The organism is Nonomuraea longispora, assembly GCF_004348345.1.
GTDB lineage: Bacteria > Actinomycetota > Actinomycetes > Streptosporangiales > Streptosporangiaceae > Nonomuraea > Nonomuraea longispora.
Genome location: NZ_SMJZ01000395.1, coordinates 1 through 2,548 on the forward strand (window position 1 = coordinate 1; position 2,548 = coordinate 2,548).

Here is a 2,548-nt window from a genome sequence, read left to right on the forward strand (position 1 = left end):
GGGCGAGGCCGAGGGGGTCAGACCAGGTGGGCATGGAGTTCATCTTCGTGCACGTCCAGCCATGCGGCGGCACGGCGGATGCGCTCGCCGGCGCCGCTCGCCCACATCTTCGCCCAGTTGCCGCCGGCCGAGGCGCGGGTGCGCATGGCGGTGTAGGAACGGTGGAAGCGGAGCCTGGCCAGTTCGAGGAGGCGGCGCCGGTCGCGGGGGAGGACGCCGTACGCGTCGCAGAACAGGCGCAGGCGCTCACCCACGTCGAGGGAGCGGAGGACCGCAGGGCGGTCGACGGGGTCGGAGATCGGGGCCCAGTGGCGAAGCGTGGTGACGATGTCGAAGAGCCGCGTGGTCGGCCGGGCCAGATCGAAGTCGATCAACGCACAGGGCAGCCCCGCCCGAAAAACCACGTTATCCATGGTCAAGTCACAATGCCCGATGACTTCCGGCGCTTTATCGTCATTCGAACCCCCCTCCCAGCCGTCCAGCGTCAGCGGAAACCCCGCCGTCGCATCATGGAACTCCCGCACCAGCACCGCGAGACCGGCCAGCGCCTCATCACTGACGATCTCCGCCCGCAACCCGGTCGCGCCCGGCACGTAAGTGAGCACCTCGCGCCCGTACTCGTCCATCCCCACGACCCGTGGCGCCCCCTCGAACCCGACCGCCTCAAGGTGCCTGAGCAGGGCGTGCACGGAGGGCGTGGACGTACTTGCCGGTCTGCGCACGGTGTCACCGACGCGCACCACCCCGTCAGTCACATCTCCGCCCTGCAAGGGAATCTCATGCAGGACCGTCGCGACCATGGCACGGAAGCTTAGACTTTCCGCCCCGCCCGCGCCCGATCTTTTCACCGGTTGCGGCAACAAGATCATCCCACGGCCGCCCTCGGCACCCTCTCCCACCCGGCCCGTCCGATATCCTCCCTGAGGCCCGCACGACCAGAAAGGCCACCAGCCGGTCCGGTTCGTGTGGGTGTGATCGGGTTGACAGACTGACACGGGGAAAACCTGTGCGTGACATGTCGCCGGATCATGCACAATAAGGCGGGAGCGCCCTTAGCTCAGCTGGATAGAGCACCGGACTTCTAATCCGACGGTCGCAGGTTCGAATCCTGCAGGGCGCGCTTTGATCATGCTCTGACCTGCGGTTATGTGGGATCGGACGCGTTTTAGAATTTTCGTTCAGCGGCTGCGTGCTCCGTACGTGCTCGCGCACGTCAACATCGCCCACACCATGATCGACATCGGTGTTCTGGGGCTGCCTTGGCAAAGGAACGGCCCCGTCCCGCCGTGCGACTACGGCGATCACCGGGCCGGTTGCTGATGCGGCGGGTCAGACCCGCAGCGGGATCCACCTCTGCTGGCTTCTGCTGGTTCTCCTCCTCGGCGAGTAGGAGCGCTGCGGTCTTCTCCGCGGCCGCCATTCGCCACCTCGGGGAAGACCGAGGTATAGGTGTCGGCGGTGAACGCGCTGGAGGTGTGTCCCAGCGTCTCCTGCACGACCTTCATCTCTACACCGGCTGCCAGCATCAGCGAGGCTGCGCCGTGGCGGAGGTCGTGGAGCCGGATGGGTGGCAGGCCGGCGAGGTAGGCCAGCCACAAGAACTGTTCGGTGACGTTCTGGGGATGCAGCCGACTCCCCTCGGGTTGGATGAAGACGAACCCGGTGTCCGTCCACGCCTCGCCCAGGGCCAGCCGTTCCTGGAGTTGCCGCTGCCAGTGCGCGCGCAGCGTTGCGGTGGTTTCGGTGTCCAGGGCGATGGTGCGTACCGAGGCGTCGGTCTTGGGTGTTCCTTCGTGGACCTGCCCGGCCAGTTGCACCAGTTGCCAGTTGATCGTGATGGTCTGGGCCTCGAGGTTGACCTCCTTCCAGCGCAGCCCGCACGCCTCGCCCCGGCGTAGCCCGCGCAGGGCGATCAACCGGTACAGGGCGAAGAGGCGGTGCCGCTGGGCCTCTTCCAGGAACAGCCGGGTATGGGCCGGGGTCCAGACCATCACTCGCGAAGGGCGCGGCGTGCTGGTGTAGGCGTCGACCGGATCCACTCGCCGCCCGCCACGGCGCCGCGTTTCTGCCTTCAGGCGTTCCTGGAAGGCGGCCTGCCAGTCCTGGACCCGGTCGTCGGTCCACACCAGCGCCTTGGGGCGGGTCTTGGCCGGTAGTTTCAGCACGGCGGCGGGGTTGAAGTCGAGCAGCCGGTCTTGCCGGATGGCCATGTTCAGAGCGTGTCGCAGGGTGGCGCGGATGCTGTGCATGGTGGCGATGCTGATCGGTCGCCGGTATTTGACGCTGGCTCGCACGCTCGGGTCGGGGCTGGTGCGGCGTTCGACGATGGTGTCGTTGAACTCTTCGATCTGCTCGAACATCACCGCGATGTCGCTGACCTTGAGCCGGTCCAACGCCAGCCGGCCGAGGTAGGGGATCAGGTACAGCGGTTGAAAGTCTGAGGTGACACGGCGTGGTTGCGTGCTCGCGGCGGGGTTCGGGAGTATGCCGGTGGGATGCGTTATCCGGATGGTGGTGGTCTGACCCCGGCGGCGCGAGCCAAGCGTGA

Annotated in this window: 2 protein-coding genes and 1 tRNA gene; 1 reads left to right on the forward strand and 2 read right to left on the reverse strand. The window is 66.9% G+C overall.

The window, feature by feature from the left end; genetic code table 11:
* Positions 1-17: 17 nt before the first annotated feature.
* Positions 18-800, reverse strand: coding sequence for a phosphotransferase (locus E1267_RS43415; protein WP_132342105.1), 783 nt, complete (start codon positions 798-800; stop codon positions 18-20).
* A gap of 246 nt (positions 801-1,046) precedes the next feature.
* Here E1267_RS43415 and E1267_RS43420 point away from each other — a divergent pair.
* Positions 1,047-1,120 (forward strand) — tRNA-Arg (locus E1267_RS43420).
* A gap of 181 nt (positions 1,121-1,301) precedes the next feature.
* Here the strand turns inward: E1267_RS43420 and E1267_RS43425 are convergent.
* On the reverse strand, positions 1,302-2,548 hold a 1,247-nt coding region (locus E1267_RS43425; RefSeq protein WP_132342107.1), incomplete at its 5' end, for a site-specific integrase.